We start from the raw sequence: 19,691 nt of genomic DNA, 5'->3' as shown, positions 1-19,691 counted from the left end.
GTTGTACGATCATTTAATGAAGACTGGGAATTCGGTATCATTAGATATTTAGAATTCTTTTAATTTTATCTTCATTAAATCGTGAAAATTAGCTCAAGTTTTTCAAGCTTTGTTAACAGCTTTTCAAGAGTAAGTATCTTTGTGATATATGCTTGGTTCGGGCTGCTAAAAATCTTGCAGCTTAGCCCGGCGATAGAGCTTGTCGAGCAGATGCACAATATGATGCTTCCATTCATCCCATTTAACAGTTTTTACCCAATCCTTGGGCTTATCGAGATTATTATCGGAATCATGTTCCTCGTGCCGCGAGCGACAAAGCTTGCGGTCGTGGCCTTACTACTACATATGGTGGTGACAATGTTGCCATTGATACTACTTCCAGGAGTAACATGGAGTGGCTTCCTTGTGCCGACTCTGGCAGGACAGTATATTATTAAGAACCTAGCGATAATTGCGCTGGCGCTTAATATATACAAAGAAGATGCTGCCTAATGTTGGAAAATCGGGACCTCATCGAGCGTATCGAAAAATTTGGATTAGAGCCATACAAGGTTGGCGAGGAGATCACTGTCGGAAGCCAGCACCTAGTGATGAGATACGGATATGAAAAAGTTATTAAATTGCCCCGAAACAGCCTACGCACACATATAACAGGGAGATTTAATGCAAGTGCTGTCCGCCACCATATTGATCTAATTGATAAGTACTTCACTCAATTTTATGTAGATACTGAGGTACTTTCTACTACTGATGGAAATGATTATCTTATCATTCAGGACTATTTGAGCGATGGAGAATATTTTGGCAAAAGTAATTTCCATCTTGTTAAAGATCAGTTCAGCGAGTTGTTAAAGATTAATAAAAATCTGATGAAAAATGAGGGCAAGAGCCTAGATTTCTTCGGATTTCATGGACTGATGATGACCACTTCATCTTTTTTAACTGGAAAGGCGAAAAACTACCTAATGAGCAATCTTTTCCTTGATAGCCCACATAGCAATCCAAGGCTGCTTATAATGGACACAAACCTTTCAGAGTTGAAGCGTGATCACGACGACGGATATATGAGAGTAGTGTTAGACAGTTTAATGAATAAGGTCTCCTACAATTATATTGGAAAGCTGACTATATAACTCCTTGCGCTAGCATCGCATCCGCGACTTTCTGAAAGCCGGCAATATTTGCACCATCAACATAATCAACTACTCCATTCTTCAATCCGTGCTTGTAGCACTTCGCATGGATATCAGCCATGATTTCAGCAAGTTTCTTATCAACCTCATCATCACTCATGCTCAGCCTCTGACTATTTTGAGACATTTCGAGACCTGAAACCGCGACGCCACCAGCATTCGATGCTTTACCGGGCGCGAACAGGATCTCTTTCTCTCGATACACTTCAATCGCTTCTGCTGTCGAAGGCATATTTGCACCCTCAGCGACGAGCTTCACTCCATTTTTAACGAGGCTGTTTGCGTCCTCGGCGAAGATCTCATTCTCAGTTGCACATGGCAAGGCTATATCTGCCTTCTCCCCCCACGGTTTCTTCCCTTCAAAATATTGCACCTTAAATTTCTCGGCATATTCATGAATTCGGCCACGATTTACATTCTTCAGCTCTTTAATGAATTTCAGCTTATCTTCATTAATTCCTTCATTGTCATATATATACCCATCCGAATCAGAAACAGTAAGCACCTTCGCCCCTTTGGCTATCGCCTTCTCGATTGCATGCTGCGCTACATTTCCTGACCCTGACACCAGAATCTCCTTACCTTTTAGCTGCTCTCCTGCCTGTTTTAGCATCTCTTCAACAAAGTAGATCAATCCATATCCGGTCGCCTCAGTACGTATTGCACTACCGCCCCACCCCAAGCCTTTCCCTGTAAGCACGCCCTCAAATCTTCCTGTGACCCTCTTATATTGGCCAAACATAAACCCTATCTCACGAGCACCGACACCTATATCACCAGCTGGCACATCAACATCGGCGCCAATATATTTGTAAAGCTCACTCATAAATGCCTGACAAAATTTCATTACCTCAGCATCAGATTTGCCATGTGGGTCGAAATCGCTTCCGCCCTTGCCTCCTCCCATCGAGAGCCCTGTGAGGCTGTTCTTGAATATCTGCTCGAAGCCTAGGAATTTTAAGATGCTCAAGTTGACCGACGGATGAAATCTCAGCCCCCCTTTGTATGGACCAATAGCATTATTAAACTGTACACGGTAGCCGCGATTTACCTGGACCTTGCCTTCATCGTCAACCCAGCTGACTCTAAATGACACCACTCGATCTGGCTCGCACATGCGCTCGAGGATTTTTGCGTCAGTATATTTTGGATTGTCGTTTAGAAATTGCGAGAGTGAGCCAACCACCTCTTCCACCGCCTGTATGAATTCGGGTTGGTGGGGATTTTTTGCGTTAATTTCTTTTAGAAACTGTTTTTTGTCGAACATAATTAGGTAATTATAACATTCGCAATCTGTGTGCAACGTCGTGGAACCAGACAACTATGGTGTATAATTTCAGTGACTATGGGAAAAACAGCCGTGAACGGCCGCACAATAGCAAACTACTCACTTTACGCATTTTTCTGGTTAGTAATAATTTTCATGCTCTACTTTGCCCGAGACTCTATCTGGTATTTCGCACTTGGGACACTTTTCGCTTACCTTGGCACCAATTTGGTCACAAGAGCAACTTCTGAACTCTCGCGGACTGGCCTCCCATTAAAAGCATCAAAGGTTACTTCCATCCTGCTATACATTGTAACCTTGTACGCTCTGTTCTTTGCACTGGCATTTGGGTTCGGACACATACTGATAACTCAGATTAAAGGTATCTTAGAGCTTGTAGGGACATCGGTCATATTTGAGGAACTTGGAGAGCTTCTCCCTGAAAGTGGCAACCTGCTTACCCTTACCTTGGACAACAATGTCTATATATTGTCCAACCTGCTCTCAGGTGCTTCTGAGCTACTTGTCGCACTATTCCTCCTACCATTTTGGATGTTCTACCTATTGTATGACCCTAAATCGATCTCAGCTGGCGCACTCAGATTGCTGCCGTCAAATCTGAAAGAGGATGGAAAGGCTTTGTACTATCTGACCGATCGCACGATTAGACGGTATCTGATCGGCGAGGCAAAGCTCGGCTTTGTAGTTGGCAGCATGACCTTCCTGCTCTATTCATTGATTGGTATGCCATATGCGTTGGCGCTTGGGGTGCTCGGGCTGTTTCTAGAATTTATCCCGATTTATGGACCGTGGATACTTTACTTCATCTCGCTGATCGTGGCGTTTGCACAAGGATGGGAGACAGTGGTGCTTGTATCGATCGCTGCAGCAATTATCCAGTTTGTCGAGGGCAACCTGCTCGCGCCAAATATAATTGGAGGGAAGACAAAGCTACGAAATTGGCAGGTGATGCTGCTCGTCCCTATTGGTGGTGCTTTCGCGGGGATGATCGGGATGCTATTGATAATTCCAACTGTAGTTATAACGCTCAACTTCATTCATTACATTCACTTGAGATTGCGCAATCCGAAGGGCGGTACTGTCAGCCCAGAAGTGGCGAAGAGGATTGTACAGGATGAAAGCATTTCGTTCGACGACTTTTAGTTTGATGACTCTTAGTTTGATTTTGCGGTCATAAAGAATGGGCCACTTAAATCTGTCCATCTCACGGGGTTTCACAAAATAGCAGATAACTGAACTCTCTGCGAGCTACATTCAACTGTGACCCCAAAGTGTATCTTTGTAAATCGGGTCGCGTGTGAAACTGACTCCGCCCTTCCCAAGTCGCACTTTATAAGTGCGACTTGGGTGCCGGTCTGTCGCCCTGTCGTTAAAAACAATTCCCCTGCTCGGGCGATGCCGTCGCAGGGGAATCAATCTCAACAAAAACTAGGCTTAGTACCTATTGTTGTCTCGACCACCACCGTAACCACCTCGGTTACCGTATGAGTTTCGAGGTCTCTCCTCTCGAGGTCTTGCGATGTTTACCACAAGTGCTCGACCGTCAACCTCCTGGCCATTCATCTCTTCGATTGCTTTTTGAGCAGCCTCTGGAGAATCAAAGGTAATAAAGGCAAAGCCCTTACCCTCTGGCTTGTATGACTCTACAATCTGGCCATACTTGGAGAAGACTTCCAACAATGTCTCCATTGCAGTTGCATAGGCGACATTGCCTATGAAAATCTTGTTGTTATCCATTGGATTAGATAAAAAATTAAAGGCGTTATCTTTCACAAAGTCACTGTTTGTTGTCAAACTAAGCTTCCTGTTCCAGTAACGCCTTAATTATCGCATATTTGGAGAAAATTGGAATAGTTGACTGTTACATAGTCAACCTAGCCTATCCTGAGTAAAATGGTGATATTTTACAAGGCCTGTAGTATAATCTCAAATCTCCCAAAGCCTTACCTGTACTCATTTCGTAATGTATTGATAGCTCGTATTGAGAGGTGAAATAATAATGTAACTGAAAATCGAGTGGACACATCAAGCCATCAACCGAGAGAAGCTCTTGGTAATAAGGAATGCTTTGAAGTCGAAGAAATTCTGAATGATTGTCGCGCCCTGGCTATTGAATACCCTGGCTATCTTTCCCACCATGCTCCGCAGGATACTACTTATTATGACTACTTCACTACAACTGTCGGTTTCCCAAAAGAGCTTGTGGACTTCTATTTAACACAAGGTGCACAACTACTACAATTTGTTCTTGGCTCCAATAGCGATTCACTACTTGTACCAAAGCCAACCGAAATACAGTACCTTGAACAGCTACACCTCTCATACGACATCCCAACCTTGATTGATTTACTAGTGGAAGGAACCGCTAATCTCGAAGATCCTAAAGAACTTCTCGGACTAATAAACGGAGTCTTAATCGATCAGGAGCGGAGTCACAGGAAGAGAATGAACGAAGTAATGATGGCAATCTTCTGCATTGCTGCTCCAGCTGCCATCTATCTGAAACGACTTGAGAGGAGACTGGTTTGCTCGGAAAACTCAGATACCACTGCAGAAGAAAGGGTTATGGCAATGTCTGTTGGAAGAGATATTCTTGCCCCAATCTGCTATGGAAGGTTGGGAGATATCTCCGCAATCATCTACACTGCCTCGGAGGCAGCAATAAATCCAGAAAAATATCAGGAATACAGATCTTCGTTAGTTGAAAAGTTCTTCGAACCAAACCTTGGCTCAGCTGCGAAGAGATATATCTCTACGCTAACTGTGGCTGAGCTATCTTTGATGATAGCAAGGCATGCATCGTCGCTCCTATCAAATGATAGTAGCACTGAGCCTGAGGCTTCTTTCGCATTTCTCGGATCCAGGGTAGCAGCATTAAGCCCATCTAAGGAAACCATGAAAAAGAGGAGGATGGCTTACTGGATTAGTCAGACTCAAGGGCTTAAGGAGCTGTCGCTTGAGTATTTAGTCGGACCTTTTAACAGAGTCGTAGATTCCCGTAGAAAGCTGCCTCCAATTCTCTCCAGCTTAGGTTATAGTAATTTTGAGCTTCCACTTGACCGAGATATTTGGACCCGGATTAACGAAAGACTAGAGTTGTTCACCAGCATGCAGCCTACGTTGCTTGGTAAGTTTGGACGGACGACATGCTTCCATAACTTGCTTAATATAATGGAGGGAATAGAGAAGATCCCTTCTCATAAGAAATTACACATAAGTGAATTGCGACAGTTGTGTGGTGGAACAATACACCCCCACTTTGCAATGGCGCTTGGACTTGTAAATACGGTGACTCGAGAAACCATATTAAATGCCGTGACCATAATTGGAGAATCATCATATGATTATGATAGATTTGGGATTAGATTTCGCTATAGTGGAGCTCTCTCTAGCAGTGCAGAAGCTTCGTTGGATCAATATTTGTACCAACGTAGACTGGGTCATGTCGTCTCGAAAATAGGTGTACACGATGAAAACTCTCAGGTAGCCAGGTTCATTGGAGCAAATTTCTTATGCGCTTTCTGCATGACGCCACTTACAGTTCTCACCGATGATAATGAAAAGATTGAGCTCAGATTTAGGAAGAATATACCAATCGAGGCACAAATCGTCACCCCTGAAAGTCAGCTGCGAGGGCAAGAGAACAAAACTGCGAGGCACATCAGACAGACTGATACAAGGACGATAATATACCTTGGGAAGCCATGGCGTGTAGACGCTACTCCAAGTAGTACATCGTTTAAAACCTTAGCGGATCTAATAATCGCCCTTCATGGCCTTATGGAAGGGAAATCAGGCTCGGACTCAGATAGAGAGGATGGAGAGTACGGTACCCCAGGAACCTTGTTTAAACTCTTTGGCGAGTGCAGGGCTGATTATCCGAATCTAGGTGCGGTTGTAAATAATGAATTTGGTCAAATTGCGATTCGACATATCGAGCCGCCCACTAGAGCTATGATTGAAAGAGGACTTAAGGAGGCAATTAGAGTAGCAGGAACCGGCCGAATACTGGGACAACCGGTAGGGAGAGTTACGGCTGATCATTCCAAGTATATACTTGAGGAACTCCTGAGATATTACGAGACTGTTGGGTTCCAAATGGAGCGATTGCCAGAAGAATACAGCCATTATCCAGAGCTTCTACTTCTTTCAAGATTGTGTGAATCTTTGTTTGACATAACATCCTTCCGGGAGATATTGGGGAGAAACCCGTATACTGGAGAACTAGATCCAGATGATCCAGATGCAGACAATCTAGATCTTAGAAAAAATGTCATCATCTTAAATACGATAATTTTCCTTGGGCTAGAGAATTTAATCGGTCTGTGCAATGGAAAGATTCGAAGGTATCTCCCGGCTAAGTCGCTTACTGACTTCGATACCGCAATAGATACCTACTATAATAGTACAGGTAATCCAGTACGCATAAATGTATTGGTGAATGATATTCAAAATTCTCTTCGCAGCAACGACCCGTACAAAATTCGAGACGAAAGTCTACTCCTAGATCATTTAAAAAATATGAGGAGTCTTGCTTGGGGTGGGCAAGGTTACGAAGATCTCCATAAATTGTATCATCGCAATCCACGAAGTTTCATATTAAAGATAATAGGAGATTTAAAATCAGTAGTCATTTCTAAACTTATTAGTGGATACTTTGGGAGTAGTGCTGTAAATGATTTTGCGCTATTCACAATAGTGGCGCTGGGGATAAATGAATACAGAGAGAAATATGATCATACGATCTGTGACCCTGTCACGATTAAGAAGGATCACTGGTTGGTTCAGCACTTAGGCAAAGAAGTTTTTGAGCAAATATTAGGTGTTGCAGTTGTATAGGAAGTATTTTGTGAATACTGTCGATAACAGTGACATACACAGGCCCACTTATGCGATAATACAGTGGGGTGCACTAAATCATTTAACCTGTCCAAAATGAAATACAAGACACTCCTATTCGACCTCGACGATACACTTTACGATGGCTCAGGCCCATGGATCTACTCAATAGATAAAACTGCGAAATACCTCTCAGAGAAGTATCCCAACAAAGATTTCTCAGATCTAAACGATGTAGTTAACCAGCTAAAAAAGGAAGCCCGGGCCAGAAACCCAAATACATATGCCTTTGCGATACGCTCCTTACTTCTCAGAGATGCTCTGAACTACTACGACATTGATTACTCATGGGGGGAGCTTGTTGAGATTGAAGGTAAATACTGGGAATATTTCCACGAGGCCATTCAGCCAATCGACGGTGTGAAAAGTTTTATAGCGGAGCTATCAAATGAATACCAGCTATATGTGCTGACTGATTTTACTTTTACACACCAGATCAAGCGCATAAATAAGCTTGGGCTTGGAGACTACTTCGAGGATGTAATCACAGCTCAAGAGGTGGGTGAAATAAAGAAGACGGGAAAGATTTACAGGTACACCCTTGATAAGTATCAGCTTGATCCTGAAAAAACTGTAATGATCGGAGACACAGTTAATGCAGACATTCTTCCTGCAAAGGAGCTTGGGCTTACCACGATACTTGTGCCAAACGCTTTCTTCCCACCCACAGAGGAGGATAAGAAAAGTGCAGACTACTTTTTGGATTCAGTGCTAAACATTAGGTCAGTGCTGGATAGTTGAGAGCTTTACAGTAGGTCGCGGAAAGACTCAACGACAGCATCAGCCGTATCGATGTAATCATCATTTAGTCCAGGGTTATGAAGTCCTATGCAGTAGATGCCTGAGGCTTTGGCTGCTTTGATGCCATTTATAGAATCTTCGTATATCACACACTGCTCTATCGGGTTGCCTGAAAGTTGACGTGCTTTGTTGAATATCTCCGGATCGGGCTTATTTTTCGTAATATCCCGCTCGGTAAGGATAATTTCGAACTTATCGTATATGTGGAATGCTTTCAGAATTTTCATCGTGAAGTCATAGAAGCTTGAAGTGGCGAGGAGAAGTTTCTTTTCTTGCTGCTTGAGATTGTTTAGATACTCCTCGGCGCCATCTTTAACCGTAACGACTTCATAGATGCGGGTATTTAAGATCTCTTCTTTAATGATGCGGTAGCTGTTGACGAGCTCATCGATCGGGTAGTTCAGGTTGTGGTGCTTGGTGTAGGCAATAAAGCCGTTTCGTGAGCCAGCGCCGGAGAAGTATTCTTGGTACTCTTGCTGGGTAAATTGTTTGCGGAATTTTTGCTGGATGGTTTGCTCGAAGGTTGTGAAATTGAGCTCTTCGAGGTTGACTAGTGTGCCGTCCATATCGAAGATGTGGGTGGTGGCTTGTTCTAGCTTCTGTTTGAGCAGTTGGTTGTTCATTAGTTTTTAACAATCCACATAACTATTCTATTGATGGGAAACCTGTGTATTCGCATTCCAAGAGGATCTTTGCTACTATAGGTGTGGGTCAAGAGCCTAGCAAAGTGTTTCTATTTTCATTAAATCCTCTGATGTCACAGATCTGCACAGTATATAGTTTACCAGACGAGAATTCTATTCTCTCTCTTGCGAAGCAGAGTAAACAGGGCGATCTACTCGTTGAGTACCTCCGAGACCCTTCTAGTAAGTCGCAACAGGACAAGGTTGCTGTGGATCCAAATGACTCTTATGAATATCTCCTCTCTTTCCTACAAAGGATATCCACTGTCAAAAGGCTGCAAGTAGATAAATTTTGGTTTGACTTTGAGTACCTCTTTAAATTTCTGACTCCTGGCAAAATTGGATCGGGGTATCTTTTCCCACGCGAAGGGGTAATTGATCAGGATCTAAGTAATACATATATTGTTGATTCAATCCCACACACATCACTGTTTGCTTTCTTTTATAACATACCTAATATTGCCCTGAGTCTTGCATCAACGAAATTTCACCCAGTCAGCCAGGTTGACAATGGTAGGAAAGCAGCAGAGTTTGTTTCAGGTATAAATTTTGTATCTGTCGCTTCGGGCAGCTCGCTAATCCGCCTACCAATGCCGGCAGATTTCACAAAATTGGTTAATGAGTTTAAAGAGATATGCATAAAGGAGTATGAGCAGAACAGTAGCAAGATCGTAGCCTCGAAGCCTGAGTTCGATGCTGTTTACTGGGGTGAATTGGTTGATACGTACGGGGAATTTTTGGAGTTTATGTATGGTGAGTCGGTGGGGATTGTAGATGGTCTACCTGTTTATAAGCCAGTCTCTTTTATTGGGGTGACTGATAAGTAGGGTATTTCTTAATCAAGGGAGCGATTCACTAGTCGGACTCGCATAAATGCTCGTTTCCTCCTAGTATGACGTCGTATCACCCACTCATTCCATTCGTGGGATACGTCCTCACGAACCGACGGTTTTCCATTCTACTCCTCCGATTGCCACCGATCTTCGATCGGGGCCAATCGGAGAGGGAGGGATAACGCTTCGTCGCTCCGCTCCTAGCTAGACACACGAGAAGTAGATTATGCTCGTGTGTTCCGCCCCCTGCCTTGCTTCGCAAGCCATGAGGTTCTCACATAACTCCTCTCCGTCCGACCACTAACCAAAGGTTAGTGGTCGGACGGAGAGGGAGGGATTCGAACCCTCGGTACAGTTGCCCGCACAACGCTTTTCGAGAGCGTCCCTTTCGACCGCTCAGGCACCTCTCCATACAGTTACAACGGTGATTTTACCAGAAATGGCCTGATCCTACACCTTTTCTTGCAAATGAACACTCTTAGATCTTCTCCATCGGGATATACTCCCCATAGGTTGTGCGCTCGATTGAGCCCTGTTTGCGGACGTCGCGGTAAAGCAACCTATCCTGAAGCAATACAAAGATTGCCGACATCTCCTCGCGATTGGCCAGCATGATCAGATTCGGGGGCATGCGCAGACGGGTGCTCACAATTAGCATGTATTGACCATTTTTATTGGTGAACCAGAAATTTTCGAGCATATACCATTCGTACAACTTATCCATAGTGTCGATTCCTCGAGTGGTGATACTGTGCTCAACGTTGATCGGCTCGGTTGTACCGGCTACATATATGAAGAATAGCAGAGCAATTATGGCGAACATCAGGCCATACTGGCCGAGAACCGCGAGGTAGAGAACAAATCCTAAAGCGATCGCCACAACGACCAGAAACAATCGCTTATCAAATACGAATTTGGTGCGGATTGGAGCCTCCCAGCTATACAGCTCGATCTTCTGGACGACTTTCTCAGGGGATGAGATAGGGTTCACATACTGCTCGGGATCGAGGATAAGCTCGCCGCTCTTTACCTGCGAGCGCTGCTTTGCCTTCTGCTTCTGCACTGCTTCCTTCTTCAATCGCTCTATTTCGGCATTCTTCTTCTCAAGTGCCGCTTCGCCTGAAAGAATTTTTGCCAATTCTGAAATTTCGGTTTTGGCTTTGTTGGAAGAGCTCTTCGTTTTTTCTGTTTTTGCTTTAGTTTCGGTTGCCATTTGCTCCTATTTTATCACCTAAAAGTAAAAAAGGATTGCTAATAGGAGTATTACCCCAAAAATTACCACTCCCCAGCTAAGCGTGACAAGTCCAATAACATTCAGCAAGATTAGAGCCACAATTATCAAGCTGAAAATGATTCCTGAGTTTAATGAAAGCTTGCGACCCGGAAATTCTTTCCACCCGAATGCCATAAATTTCTGCAGCAGATAAACGATAGTTGCAATCAACCCCTCAAAGAACATGAAGATTCCGAACAGTACAACCGTGACGTTATACCAATTTACCGTACCATCCGGGTTAGTCGGAAGAAAATAATCCAAGGTGGACAAATAGTACAGAAAAGTTACAGAAACAATTGCTATCAAAATTTGTACCAATAAGTATTTCATCTACTTCGATTATATAGGATGTAAAAAGCTTTTGGCTTGATCGTATGATCATGATTGCCGTTTAAATTATACGTAGAAGCCTATGAAGATAGCAATAATCGAAGATTCTAGAATGTTGGGATCGATACTCTCGACCTGTCTAAAATCGAGCGGCTACGCTCACAAACTTTACTCAAGCAAGCAGATTCAGAGCGGAACTTTCTTCAGTCAGACATTCAATTTACTCATTACCAATACCGAGCTCCAATTTGCAAACGCCCAACGATTTGTCCAACGCCTCCGCAAGGTTGAGAAGAGGGTCTACATTCTAGGCATCTGCAATAAAGGCGACTGGCAAACAAAGGTAAATATTTTGAATTGTGGCGCGGACGACGTGCTCTCATATCCATTTCCATCCCAAGAATTAATCGCACGGATCGAAGCCCTAGCGCGTCGTCCGCGCGAAAGTGTGATGCCTCAACCAATGAAAGCAAAGGGTGTGGTCATCAATCCAGTCCAGCGCAGCGTGAGATATAAAAATATCCCTCTGCCAATTAGAAATAAAGAGTACACCCTGCTCGAATATTTAATGAAGAATAAAAATCGCCCAGTGAGTCGCACGGAATTGATCGGCTCTGTTTGGGAGTACCGCAATACCTCAAACTCAAATACAATCGATGTCCATATAAGTAAGCTGCGAACTCTCTTACCTGTATCAGATATTATTGAGACAATTCATGGAGTTGGCTACAAGCTATGTGACGCACCATCAAAGGAGAAGCGATACAAGCAAACCGACGAGGAAGATCCCCTAGATGTAGATCTAGACGAAATCTGAGCGACTGAGTTGCCCAAAGATTAGAGACGCATCGGCATTATCAGGTGCAGGTATGAGTTGTCACCCTTGATCTTAAAAATGCCGGCAGAGGTGGAAGATGAGCTCTCAAACTGGATCTCTTCACCACCGATATGCGAAAGCATGTCGTTCACAAGCCTAGCGCTGAATGCCATGGTGATTGCTTCACCCTCAACTTCGGCTGCAAACGAGCTCTCATTGCTTCCAACTTCGGCTTGAGATGCTGAGAGAGTGATCACATTCTCTTTCGGGTTCTGGTCTACTACGATCTTATTTCCGACCACAGATCTGGCGATGATATTTGTAACTTTGAGTGCATTCTGGAACTCGCTTCGATTAATTGCCGCCTTGGTCTGATACCCAGTTGGGATCACCTGCTGATATGTTGGATACTGACCATCAATCAATCTTGATGTAAGGTCGATATCGTTATATCTGAAGACGACCTGGTTGCGATCCTCGATAAGGTAGAGGCCGACGGTATTGTTGCTATTCTCGCTGCTAAATTCAGATACAATATATGCAAGCTCCTGGAATGCCTTGGCTGGGATGAGCAACTCTACAGAATCGGTCGCAGGAGTTGGCAGAGTTACGATCTGCCTTGAGAGTCGATACCCATCGGTCCCAACAAATGCGACTGTGTTGTCTTTAACTTCTAGCTTGATTCCTGTCATGACCGGCTTAATATCATCGCTTGCAGCAGCAAATGCTACACGGTTTACTGTGGTGAGCACATCTTCCATAGTCAAAAGCAGAAGCGGCTCATGGTCTTTGATGGCTGCGACAGAAGGATAATCATCTGCAGGAATTGTATTGAACTGTGCGGAGTTATTGAGTGTGCTTACTTTTAATGTCTGCTTGTCGAGCTCGACATCAACTTTCTCTGATGGGATTGAATTTACAAACTCGGAGAGCTGCTTTGCAGGAAGTGTAATCTTGCCATCTGCTTTTACCTCAGTACCGATCCAGCATTGTAGGCTGATCTCGAGGTCTGTAACGGTCATCATTAATTTACCCTGCTTGGTTTCGAAAAGCACATTATTGAGGATTGGTAGACCTGGCTTGCTGCTAACGACTCGGCTGACAACATTGAGGTACTTGGCAAATGTGTCCTGGTTACAAGAAAACTGCATTTGGTAAGGGTAAATAAAGATTAATCCACTTCTGAAATCGAGCTAAGTATACAATATATAGGCTATTGAATTCAAACTGAATTGTACTGAAAAGTGTCGATATTTCGCCCCAGAAACGATATAATATTATAGGATTAAATTACATAGTTTTGGGATTATGACTGAGTTGGTTCAACAAACAACACAGGATGCAGTGACTTATAATGAGTTTCTTCAGGAAATGCTTGCTGGTAAGGGACCCGAGGTCATTATCCTTGGAGACAAGGAAGACGCTGGCCCAGAAGATATAACTGCAATCGTTTGGCCTCCGGAGTCAGATCTTCCACCTATCGTTCAATACGGGTGCAAAGAGCGCGCACAATTCTATCTGATTGCTGCAACGATACTTTTTGTCATTTTTGCGTATGGAGCTGCTGACATTGCAACTGCATACAAAAATGGTCGGTTTGAGAAGGAATTCTTTGAGCGCCTTCCTCTTGTAGATAGTGCTCTTGTTATTGCAAAGAACCTTATTGAGCATGGTAAACCTATTGTAATCTCTCCAATGGATATTAATACTCTATGTCCTCCAGGCGATTCTAGTGAATGTTAAATACCCTTCTTAATATTATTTTTTAGATTTAAATATTTAGTAGCAGTATTAAGTAGTAATGTAGACAGTTTGGATAATTCCACCGCGAGTTCTCATTTAATCCCGCCCCACCCGACTTTCTCTTCTTCACAACCGTGTTGACAACTTTTTCATTAAATTTTCATGAAATTCATTAAAACCCTCGAAGCCTAAAGCCTTTTTAATGAAATATTAATGTGCATAATAAATTGGAATAAGTGACCAACAACCTACCCTACTCCGTTGATAATCTTGCCTCATACAAATCCCTTTACATCAGGATATATAGCACACCTCCGCAGAGCTAAAGGCTTTTTGCTTGTGTAAAAGTATCCAACTTATTCTGAGATATACCCTAACTATCCACCGGTTATCCACAACCGCGAGCGTCGCATTTAAATCATTCTCAAAGGGAAATTCTATTTTGGGCCCAATAAAGCCTTACACCTATCGACTTTCTCCTTGTATCGACTGTCACTCTCCATTAACTCTTTAACTTTGTCGCATGCGTGCAGCACTGTCGTATGGTCTTTACGATTAAGCTCGTGTGCAATCTTTTCCAATGGGAGCTCGAGCTCTTCTCGCAGCAGGTACATTGCTGTCTGTCGTGCGAGTGCAATATATGCGGTTCGACGCTTACCTTTAAGCTCGCGCACAGATATATCGAAGACATTGCATACAGAGTCGATCACCATATTGGGCTTGATTCGTTTGCGCTTAGAGTCGACATCAACCTGGAGCATCTTGGCAACCTCCTCATCTGTAGGCTCAATTCCGGTATACCGTTTCTTCGTGATGACTTTGTTAATCGCTCCTTCTAGCTCTCGAACGCTATTTTCAATGTTGTGTGCAATAAAGCTCAGTACCTCATCGCGAATCGGAATTCCTGACATCTCGACTTGCTGCCTCAGCATAGCTACGCGGGTCTCGTAATCGGGCGGCTGAATATCCACCACCATCCCCCCTTCGAATCTCGTACGCAATCTATCAGGAAGGTTGTCGATTTCTTTCGGTGGGCGGTCGGAGGCAATCACGATCTGTTTATTATTCTGATATAGAGTGTTAAAAGTATTAAAAAGCTCTTCCTGTGTCTTCTTATAGGTGCTAATGAATTGGATGTCGTCGATGATTAGCACGTCGACTGGGCGGTATTTCTGGCGGAACTCTTCATTTTTGCGGGTACGGATTGCCTCGATCATCTCATTCATGAAAGTCTCGATCGATACATATAGTATTTTCAGATTTGGGTTTTGGGCGAGCACATGGTTTCCAATAGCTTGCATCAGGTGGGTCTTCCCTACTCCACTCGGCCCGTAATAGAAAAGAGGGTTATAGCTTGCACCAAGATTGGAGACCACTCCCTCTGCGACTGCGTGGGCGAGCTGGTTGCTGCTACCAACTACGAAGTTCTCTAGCGTGTATTTCGGATTTAGATTGTTGTTGTAAATCTGTGCGGCCGGCTGCTGAGGAGCGCTTTGGAGTGGTTGGCCAATTGACTGGCTATCACGAGGCACGCTCTGAGCTTGGCCGCTAAAGATATTGGTCTGGTCTCCTGAATTGCCGCTTTGGGTTGGGTCAAAATACTCATACTGTCTCCCCTCCCCTTCCTCGCGTTTGACCGACTTGCGGACATTTATCATTAATTCCGGCTTATAGCCTATTACCGACTCGATCTTATTGCAGACTAAGTTGCGGTTGTTGTCCTGGATCCAATCTTTCTGGATTGCGTTACTTACAGAGAGGTATGCTACCCCATTCTCGATTCTCTCGAGGTAGGCATCTCGGTACCAGAGGCTCATTGTGCGCTCAGAGTTGTGCATCTTGATCATCTCATAGACGATCTTCCAGATCTGATCTACCTCGGTGAGTGGAGAGGCAGCTACCTGGATATCATTCACTGAATAGTTGTCTGAATTTTGTTGAGTAGTTTGCTGGGCGTCTTGGGCAATTGGAGCTTGCGGAGAAAGCTTGTCGGACATAGGGCTGGTGCTGCCAGTTGTAGTTGGCTCATCCACGAGATTGCTGATATGTGCCTTTAGGTCTACTCTATCCATGCCAGATTTAATTAAATAGATTTAATATCGCTTATAGTGTGGGGCGTGTATGAAATTGGTTTGTAGGATCCCGCTACTCGTATCTAGATGGTCGAAAGTTGGAATAGATCTGCCGATTATATTAGATCTCTAGTTGAGTGTGGATAACTTTTATTGCAGGAGGTATTAATGCCAGACAGAAGGCACTTCTTAAGACTAGATAGGAGTATTATTTGAGTAGAGCCGCTATTTATTTCTATTTATAACAAACTCGCAAATACCAAGTAGGAAATTGAAGTATTTCTCATCCCAATGACCACCTTTGCCTTTCTCAAGAGCCATTTTTGCCTTCTCTGTATAATCGCGTGCAACCTGTTCAGTGTATTCTTTTGCCCCTGTCCTTAACATAATTTCTTTAACCTCTTTATGCATATCTTCTGTAAGTATCCGATTTCCGATTGCCTCTTGAAGGACTCTTCTGCTCCGCAGAGTTAGCCATCTCAAGTGCTTTAACCGAAAGCAGAGTCATCTTGCCTTCTCGTATATCATCCATGTTTGATTTGCCGGTCTCATCAACCTCTCCAAATGTTCCCAAAATATCGTCTTTAATCTGAAAGGCTATGCCACCCCAGTAGGAGTACTCCGACAGAGTATCGAGTTCTTTTAGACTTGCCCCTGCAAGAATTGCGCCTGAATGAAGTGGGTTCTCGTAAGTATATGCGGAAGTTTTCCAAAGTAACACATTTATGACATCTTTCTCTGTAACCTGATGGAGGCTCTCATTGAAAACATCATTGATCTGCCCTTGCGAAGTAACCACAAGCATTCGATTCAGGTTCTGAGCAAGAGCAACTCGAGTCTCAGGAGCAACATTCAGCTCGCTCAACCATTGCATTGCCATGTGCGAGCCCATAATGCCTGCTGTCACTGCAATCGCATTGCCGAAGTGGGTTGAGTCATGTTTTAATCTCGCATCTACATGATACTTTTTAATAATCTCGTGTGCAGTTGGTCCTCCCCTTCTAGTTGCTGAGACATCCATAAAATCATCTTCTACTAATAGATAGGCATGGATAAGCTCAATGATTGCTGCCAGCTCCAAGGAGTGAGATGTATCTGTACCTGCGAGCATCTGATATGCGTAATGCACAAAGGCTGCCCGAAGTCGCTTACCACCCCGCACAGATATGTCATGGAGAGCTTCGATGGAGAGTTTCGAGTGAGGTGTATATTTATCCTCTGCTTCAGCGATCTGCTTGGCAAGAAAAGTGTTTAAGACATCTTCTACTTGGGGCTGAAGGGTTTTCAGCATTGAGTAGGCTTTTTGGTCTAATGGCTCCATGTTGGCGGGTCAATAAGTTATGACTGTATTCTTTCGGGTACAGTATTATAGCGCCAAAAAGAGAAATGTGTACTGCTCCTTAAGATTTTGGTCATGTTGGCGTTTGGTGATCTGTTTGAGCAAATGACTATGCGACAGTGGGTGTCGCCGGTGGTTGTCAGAGGTGACGCTGTATCCGGCCAAGTCGCGTACGCATGGATTTCGATAGCGTTTCCAAGGGCACTTGGCTCAAAAGTAATATCATGTCGGCGTTTATGGTCGATGCGAATCCTGCCTCTGTATTAATAATTACTACGATAAGAGAAGTTTGAGGATTCAAATGACGGCGATATGCGCTTGATCTGATGGGTATTATAGGGTATAATTACTCATTAGCTCTTTACATCTGAGCTCATTTGAACCAAGTTTGCACAAACCGTGCCAAGCGAAGGTTTAATGAATTTCTTTTTATTTTTGGTGTGCAATCGGGCGTCCGAGTAATTATTCAATTCCCAAATCTTAGAGGAATTGAAAAATTATGGGGCGCCAAGGGGGTCGCCCAAAAATGTTAAAGTTTAAAATTTACATTTGGCTAACGCCTGCAGTTTTGGCGTTAGCCATTTTAGGGGCGTTTGCCCTGTTGGTTTTGCTGCAGCACATGCAGCTAGCCACAGGGTCCGTCATTGGCCCAGGTCCCTACGGACTTGGCCGATGACAGCCCCACCCCGCACAACTCTTATCTCCTTCAAGGAGAAATCCAAAAAAAGAGAGATGAGAAAGTGTGCGGGGTAAAAATTTTTATAGAGAGTCCCTTGAGAGAATATCACCCCAGCAGTTAATCAATAGGTATCCCTTTTGCAGGGACAAAATCCTCGTTAATTAGGTAGTTGTAAATGTCTCTTTGCGGAAGTGTAGCACCAGGTATCTTTTGATCGTTGAAATACACGCACGATGCATTTGGACCAAGGCCACCGTATGGCAAGAAGCCGCGCTCAACAACGTGCAGATCAGTATTGTGTAAGATGTTTTCCTTGTTGTGTATCTCCTTATTGGCTAGTTCGTTGACGTACTTACTTTCTCCAAAGACTGTTACATACATAGCGTTGGGATAATATTGCTGATCTTCGAAGTATAGCTGAAGATCAGCGTCTGATTCGTAAGGCTGCAGCATTATCACAGGGGCATAAAACTCGTCGAAATTCCCACCCAACTCAAGTCGCTTCTCAAATACTGTTGGCTTGATTATATTCGTAATAATATTTACCTCCCCGCCACGTATACAATAGTCCTTGTCTCTATAAAGTAACTCGAAGATCTCAAGCAGCCTGCTAGGATTGCTATTTGGACCAAGAATATTCTTCCTATCTTTATAATCGCCGACGAGCATTTCAATCTCATCAAGCTTTGGCATTAACTCATTCTTTAGTTCGTTCAGCTTCTCTTTGTGTACTAGTATTGAGTTAGGAGCTGCGCAATCTTGCCCTTGGTTTTGTAAGCAAACTCTCAATATACTTTCAGTCGCCTTTTTAACGTCAGCACTCTCACTGACGACAATCGGGTTATGACCTGACCCGTTGAAGATAAATAACTTACACTCGTACTCAGAGTAAATCCGTTTGGCATTCTCCGGTCTTCCGGTAAAAATCACGACATCGATATCGCCTTTTGTTAGCTCTCGATAGCTTGGTCTGTCACCAAGATGTACAGTAATGTTAGGGAAGAACTCTTGTATATTTAATGTGTTTGCGAGCTTCACAAAATGTGGCTGGACAATTTCCGGAGGCCTCACAAAGGAAAGCTCCGACATAAGTGATGGAATTACACCAAAGCAAACAAAGGCGTAAAGTGGCTGATTTAGGGGTAAGAATGATACTGTTTTGTAGACCTTCTTTTTGAAGTACTCTCTGTTTTTGGAGATGTTTCTAAGGTGGTCTACTGATCTTGCTATCTCATCTAGCACGACGTTGTAAGTCTCGAATCCTTGAAGGGCAGATGCAATCTCTTCTCTATTATTCTCTAAGAAATCGCAGAAGTCTGAAGTAACTTTTTCTACTTCAGAAAATTCGATGGGCTCGTCGTAAAGGTAATTTCTTATCGGGCGCACATCTTGTAGTTCAATTGGTTTCGAGATCTTCCTGGCGATCTCAGGATATTTATCCCAAGGTATGCCTTTAAGAATCAAAGTGGTGAACCCATCTTCTTCTACATATTCTAATTCGCAACTGGAAATCAAATTCAAAACAGCCTGTTGGATCGAGGAGTCTAACCCTGAAAAGTTGAGTATATATAACCCCTGGTTTCGGTACACCAAACGACCTGGCTTTGGTGTCTTTTTATTTGCCATCAAAAATATGGTACCATATTAATGTGGGCCCCCTAGGATTCGAACCTAGAACCTTCGGATAAAGGATCCGATGCTCTCCCAAACAATTGAGCTAGAGACCCATACCTTCTGC

General features: G+C 43.6%; 18 protein-coding genes and 2 tRNA genes. 8 read left to right on the top strand and 12 right to left on the bottom strand.

Annotated elements, in window-relative coordinates; translation table 11 throughout:
• The first annotated feature begins 81 nt into the window (after positions 1–81).
• Positions 82–492 (top strand): hypothetical protein, encoded by a 411-nt coding sequence (locus QY318_02240; protein WKZ31558.1) that lies wholly within the window; start codon positions 82–84, stop codon positions 490–492.
• On the top strand, positions 492–1,133 hold the full coding sequence (locus QY318_02235; protein WKZ31557.1) for a hypothetical protein: 642 nt from the start codon (positions 492–494) through the stop codon (positions 1,131–1,133). Before QY318_02240 ends, QY318_02235 begins: the two co-directional genes overlap by 1 nt.
• Here QY318_02235 and gdhA read toward each other — a convergent pair.
• The gene (gene gdhA, locus QY318_02230) at positions 1,126–2,460 is read right to left on the bottom strand and encodes an NADP-specific glutamate dehydrogenase (protein ID WKZ31556.1); all 1,335 of its coding nucleotides are present in this window, start codon (positions 2,458–2,460) and stop codon (positions 1,126–1,128) included. The two genes, QY318_02235 and gdhA, sit on opposite strands and share 8 nt — an antisense overlap.
• A gap of 78 nt (positions 2,461–2,538) precedes the next feature.
• Here gdhA and QY318_02225 point away from each other — a divergent pair, with 78 nt between their 5' ends.
• Entirely contained in the window at positions 2,539–3,624 is a 1,086-nt protein-coding gene (locus tag QY318_02225; GenBank protein WKZ31555.1) for an AI-2E family transporter, read from the top strand.
• A 291-nt stretch (positions 3,625–3,915) separates the two neighbouring features.
• Here the strand turns inward: QY318_02225 and QY318_02220 are convergent, their stop codons facing one another.
• On the bottom strand, positions 3,916–4,218 hold the full coding sequence (locus tag QY318_02220; GenBank protein WKZ31554.1) for an RNA-binding protein: 303 nt from the start codon (positions 4,216–4,218) through the stop codon (positions 3,916–3,918).
• A 279-nt stretch (positions 4,219–4,497) separates the two neighbouring features.
• On the opposite strand from QY318_02220, the gene QY318_02215 reads away from it, so the two are divergent.
• Positions 4,498–7,320 carry a hypothetical protein gene (locus QY318_02215; GenBank protein ID WKZ31553.1) on the top strand — a complete coding sequence of 941 codons (2,823 nt, stop codon included), beginning with the start codon at positions 4,498–4,500 and terminating at the stop codon, positions 7,318–7,320.
• Positions 7,321–7,416: 96 nt separating this feature from the next.
• On the top strand, positions 7,417–8,121 hold the full coding sequence (locus QY318_02210; protein ID WKZ31552.1) for an HAD family hydrolase: 705 nt from the start codon (positions 7,417–7,419) through the stop codon (positions 8,119–8,121).
• 5 nt (positions 8,122–8,126) lie between these two features.
• Here QY318_02210 and QY318_02205 read toward each other — a convergent pair whose 3' ends face one another.
• Positions 8,127–8,804: an HAD family phosphatase gene (locus QY318_02205; GenBank protein WKZ31551.1), complete on the bottom strand. Its 678-nt coding sequence runs from the start codon at positions 8,802–8,804 to the stop codon at positions 8,127–8,129.
• 131 nt (positions 8,805–8,935) lie between these two features.
• On the opposite strand from QY318_02205, the gene QY318_02200 reads away from it, so the two are divergent.
• On the top strand, positions 8,936–9,691 hold the full coding sequence (locus tag QY318_02200; protein WKZ31550.1) for a hypothetical protein: 756 nt from the start codon (positions 8,936–8,938) through the stop codon (positions 9,689–9,691).
• A gap of 329 nt (positions 9,692–10,020) precedes the next feature.
• Here the strand turns inward: QY318_02200 and QY318_02195 are convergent.
• The 3 genes from QY318_02195 to QY318_02185 all read right to left on the bottom strand — a co-directional run bounded on the left by QY318_02195 (position 10,021) and on the right by QY318_02185 (position 11,303).
• Positions 10,021–10,107, bottom strand: a tRNA-Ser gene (locus QY318_02195).
• 68 nt (positions 10,108–10,175) lie between these two features.
• Positions 10,176–10,910, bottom strand: a complete 735-nt coding sequence (locus tag QY318_02190) for a hypothetical protein (protein WKZ31549.1) — start codon at positions 10,908–10,910, stop codon at positions 10,176–10,178.
• An 18-nt stretch (positions 10,911–10,928) separates the two neighbouring features.
• Positions 10,929–11,303 carry a hypothetical protein gene (locus QY318_02185; protein WKZ31548.1) on the bottom strand — a complete coding sequence of 125 codons (375 nt, stop codon included), beginning with the start codon at positions 11,301–11,303 and terminating at the stop codon, positions 10,929–10,931.
• Positions 11,304–11,385: 82 nt separating this feature from the next.
• Here QY318_02185 and QY318_02180 point away from each other — a divergent pair, with 82 nt between their 5' ends.
• Positions 11,386–12,120: a response regulator transcription factor gene (locus QY318_02180; protein ID WKZ31547.1), complete on the top strand. Its 735-nt coding sequence runs from the start codon at positions 11,386–11,388 to the stop codon at positions 12,118–12,120.
• A 20-nt stretch (positions 12,121–12,140) separates the two neighbouring features.
• Here the strand turns inward: QY318_02180 and dnaN are convergent, their stop codons facing one another.
• Complete coding sequence (gene dnaN, locus QY318_02175; GenBank protein ID WKZ31546.1) at positions 12,141–13,271, bottom strand: DNA polymerase III subunit beta; 1,131 nt, start codon at positions 13,269–13,271, stop codon at positions 12,141–12,143.
• Positions 13,272–13,428: 157 nt separating this feature from the next.
• On the opposite strand from dnaN, the gene QY318_02170 reads away from it, so the two are divergent.
• On the top strand, positions 13,429–13,863 hold the full coding sequence (locus QY318_02170; protein WKZ31545.1) for a hypothetical protein: 435 nt from the start codon (positions 13,429–13,431) through the stop codon (positions 13,861–13,863).
• Positions 13,864–14,300: 437 nt separating this feature from the next.
• Here the strand turns inward: QY318_02170 and dnaA are convergent, their stop codons facing one another.
• From dnaA to QY318_02145, 5 genes are all read right to left on the bottom strand, one after another.
• A complete protein-coding gene (dnaA, locus tag QY318_02165) occupies positions 14,301–15,935 on the bottom strand; it encodes a chromosomal replication initiator protein DnaA (protein WKZ31544.1) in 1,635 nt (544 codons plus the stop codon).
• 225 nt (positions 15,936–16,160) lie between these two features.
• Entirely contained in the window at positions 16,161–16,322 is a 162-nt protein-coding gene (locus QY318_02160; protein ID WKZ31543.1) for a hypothetical protein, read from the bottom strand.
• Between the two features lie 16 nt (positions 16,323–16,338).
• On the bottom strand, positions 16,339–17,256 hold the full coding sequence (locus QY318_02155) for a polyprenyl synthetase family protein (GenBank protein WKZ31542.1): 918 nt from the start codon (positions 17,254–17,256) through the stop codon (positions 16,339–16,341).
• 814 nt (positions 17,257–18,070) lie between these two features.
• Positions 18,071–19,579: an aldehyde dehydrogenase family protein gene (locus QY318_02150; protein WKZ31541.1), complete on the bottom strand. Its 1,509-nt coding sequence runs from the start codon at positions 19,577–19,579 to the stop codon at positions 18,071–18,073.
• Positions 19,580–19,603: 24 nt separating this feature from the next.
• A tRNA-Lys gene (locus tag QY318_02145) sits at positions 19,604–19,680 on the bottom strand.
• Between the last annotated feature and the right edge of the window lie 11 nt (positions 19,681–19,691).

The organism is Candidatus Dojkabacteria bacterium (assembly GCA_030583845.1).
GTDB lineage: Bacteria > Patescibacteriota > Dojkabacteria > SC72 > JAHDCA01.
This window is presented reverse-complemented; position numbering and strand designations above follow the sequence as displayed.